Source organism: Taibaiella helva (assembly GCF_003545695.1).
Lineage (GTDB): Bacteria > Bacteroidota > Bacteroidia > Chitinophagales > Chitinophagaceae > Taibaiella > Taibaiella helva.
Genome location: NZ_QUZZ01000026.1, coordinates 1 through 3,106, shown reverse-complemented (window position 1 = coordinate 3,106; position 3,106 = coordinate 1). Strand labels below are relative to the sequence as shown.

Genomic DNA, 3,106 nt, shown 5'->3' with positions numbered 1-3,106 from the left:
GGGTCTGTGTCACTTTGTTGTAATGGTTCCACAGGATCGTATCCTGCCCGCTCACCTGGTCTTTGATGGTGTTGCCGGTGGCATCGTACAGGTAACGGGAAGCGGCCGTATTGGTATAATGCTTGATGTCGTTGTGGAAGTTGTTGTTGCTCACCACATCCGTTATGTTCTGCAAACGGTTGGTGGAAATATATTTTTTATGGCGCCATTTCCGGCTATCCGCTGCAAGTCCTTGCCGCTGCATGGATTACATTCCTATGGTCATACCTAAGTAAATGATGTATTGCATCTGAAAAGAAGGATAGCAGCGGCTGTGGGCTTTCCGCTGCTATCCGGGGCGCAATAGACTTCCGACAAAAGTTTAAACGAGGTCTCTTGCATTAGCCAAAAAAGTATAACATTAGACAGGCATGCAACATTGTTATGCTTTTGCTGAAGCAAATGGTTTCTCTGTTTAATCGCTTTAAGTGCGTGCGCAACGTCAGATTCTTCCGCTCGATGCGGTTGATTTTATACCGTTGTACGCTATGAATACTTTTATGAATGAGGCCCCTATAGATATTCAGGCCATCTGTGTAGATGCGTCTGGGGCGTAATGTCAAAATCTTTTCGACAATTATGTTTAGATTTTCTTTCGTCCTTCTCCCAACTACAAAATCTATAACTTCCTTGGTTTGGCGATTGATAGCATACGTAATCCAAACATAGTTAGATTGATTATTACGACCTACATAAGTTTGCATTTCATCAATCTCATAAGCCTGATTCTGCTCATCTATATTGCGTTTCGGAGTATTGGCCGCAATCGAAAATATTTGCCTTACGACAGAGCTTGCAGATATGTGAAGAATGCGACCTATGCTTTGGACGCCCATACCCTCTTTATGTAACTGTATTAATTGTAATTTCTTCTCTTTGCTAACAGGGGCCCTTTTATAACAGTGTCGCTGGTATTTTCGGCAAGCCTTACAATAAAACTGTTGGATGCCGTTTCTCAGCCCTTTGCGAATACATTCTTGTGAGCAATACTTACATTTCATAGGTGACGTAAGGAACATAGGGTCGGTTAAAAGCCATTTTTAGATACCATAAGTTACTCAAAATAAAAAATCGGAGGCACTAATGCCTCCGATTTTCAAATCCGTTCAAAACTCTTTTTCGTGACAGTAAGCAAAAAATATATCAAAAGTTTCAGAAAGTGACGTAGGGAACACTACCTTCTGTTGCAGTTCTTGCATTTATAACGGAGTTTGCCGGAAACTGTGTAGCCATGCCTGATGTAAATCGTGCCGCAGTGATCACAGTATTTCTCACCACCCACACATCTGGTACATGAGGTCTTATTTTGTTGCATCACAGATGATTTTGTTAGCTTAAAAATAAACCGGATGGGCAATTGCCCATCCGGTTTAGGTAACATCTTAAAACAACTTTCTTTAAAAATCAATCATTTAGATTATGAATACGGCTAAAACCACACATCTGTAACATTACCCACATCTGTAACATTACCCCTTACCAAACTACCGATTATCGAGGCATGATAAGCCATTTCTTTTGAAGATCGAGTTAAGTTGATTCGATACCCTGTGATAGGTTTCTTTTGGATAAGATCTAGTTTTCCCTCTTTGGCTAACGAAATATAAATATTTATTGGCAGAAGGATCGATTATTAGTTGCTCAATAATTGCTTTTCTTCTTACTATTAGTGCTACTGTAGGTGTATAAGCAGCAACATCACTCCCTGCAAAAAGAGAATCCCCTCTCTTGATTAAATATTTGTAAGTATCCGGGTTGTTTAAAATAATTCTTAGTGAATCATAATCTTTTCTGCTTATAGACTTTAGATTTTCTACAGTCTGCTCCCAATGACCATTTATATAGGCTATTGAATCGCAGTATAGTACAAACTCATCTGACTGGCATTGTCTTGTGCAGTTAATATTACATAAATAAGCAGTATCATAATTACTTAAAGGTTTGAAATCATGCTTTCTCGCTGAAACAAAAAGTGAGCTAAATAAAAAAGCAAGAACAAGTAATATTCTCATAGCTGATCATTGTGTTTTAGGAGGAACTACGGATGTCGGGGTTCCTTGGGAGTTATAAATCATATTCCTATCAAGTTTTTCGGGCTGAGATGCTTCTCCAGTGGCTATTTTATAGATGCCATTCTCATAATCTGACTTATCATAAACAATGTTCTTGTTTTTATCTTTACTATAAACCACCCCCTTTTCCTTAATCACTCTCAGGTCTAGATTACTTCTCGTTCCATTGCTCTCATATCCTCCTTGCATATAGTCTGTAGAAAGGTAGACATTTATCTTATAATTTGCTAACGATTGAATGGCCTTCCCCAATTTGCCACCATCTTTATTAATGAAGCAAGCGTTTAAAATTAAATTACCACCATCTTTCACAGCTCCCAAGATTGTTGTTAAGTCATCTATTGCCTTTAATTTAGCATCACTCAAAGTGGACTTAGCATCGCCTTTGTATTTATATATATCATCGGCAGTTATAAAATTGTGGCTTGCATCAAAAGCAGTATAGCCTATTACACTTATGCCATCTTTATGACCGCCATGAGCACCGAGAACCAAATTGTTCGCTTTTTTCTGGAAAGCCTTTAAAAAAGTGGCTGACTGGGCAAAATCTACAGCCACCGGGCTTGTAATCCAATTGTCGTTGTTTCTGGCGTAAGGCGCTTCTGTATTAGGGTCTTGTAAGAAACTATTCTTTAGTGATTTGTGGTTAATCACACCAACCATTATGTTTTTACCATAATTAGGAGACCCTTTCGCTGGCTCTGTACCATCCAAATCAATAAAAAGAATAGGATTATTTCCCGCAAAATGATAAGGCGAATACCAAGGGAACTTATCTGACAATGCGTCAACACTTAAGAATCTACCTGTCCTCGTATCCTGTCCGCGTTCCTTATAATCCATAAAATTTCCCATCCCCGCCCACTCATTCACCTTCTCCTGCCCGTTAAAGCCAAAGCGGTATTTGTCCTTATCCGCCGGGCAGATATCCACCAATACATTCTCCTGCTTCATCACCGGCTTCTTGGTGCAGAATTTCTTCACCCCCACAAAGC

5 protein-coding genes are annotated in these 3,106 nt (G+C 39.4%); all 5 read right to left on the bottom strand.

The genetic code is table 11. The features are described 5' to 3' along the window. The coding region (locus DZC79_RS20930) for a hypothetical protein (RefSeq protein WP_157977333.1) at positions 1-244 on the bottom strand (244 nt) is incomplete at its 3' end. A gap of 136 nt (positions 245-380) precedes the next feature. Next, positions 381-1,040, bottom strand: coding sequence for an IS1 family transposase (locus DZC79_RS21950; protein ID WP_157977332.1), 660 nt, complete (start codon positions 1,038-1,040; stop codon positions 381-383). A 173-nt stretch (positions 1,041-1,213) separates the two neighbouring features. Next, positions 1,214-1,354, bottom strand: coding sequence for a transposase-like zinc-binding domain-containing protein (locus tag DZC79_RS21965; protein ID WP_449452784.1), 141 nt, complete (start codon positions 1,352-1,354; stop codon positions 1,214-1,216). Between the two features lie 169 nt (positions 1,355-1,523). Next, a complete protein-coding gene (locus tag DZC79_RS21410) occupies positions 1,524-2,051 on the bottom strand; it encodes a hypothetical protein (protein WP_157977331.1) in 528 nt (175 codons plus the stop codon). A 6-nt stretch (positions 2,052-2,057) separates the two neighbouring features. Continuing rightward, positions 2,058-3,106, bottom strand: a 1,049-nt coding sequence (locus tag DZC79_RS20920) for a hypothetical protein (protein ID WP_232831894.1), incomplete at its 5' end; no start/stop codon positions are given.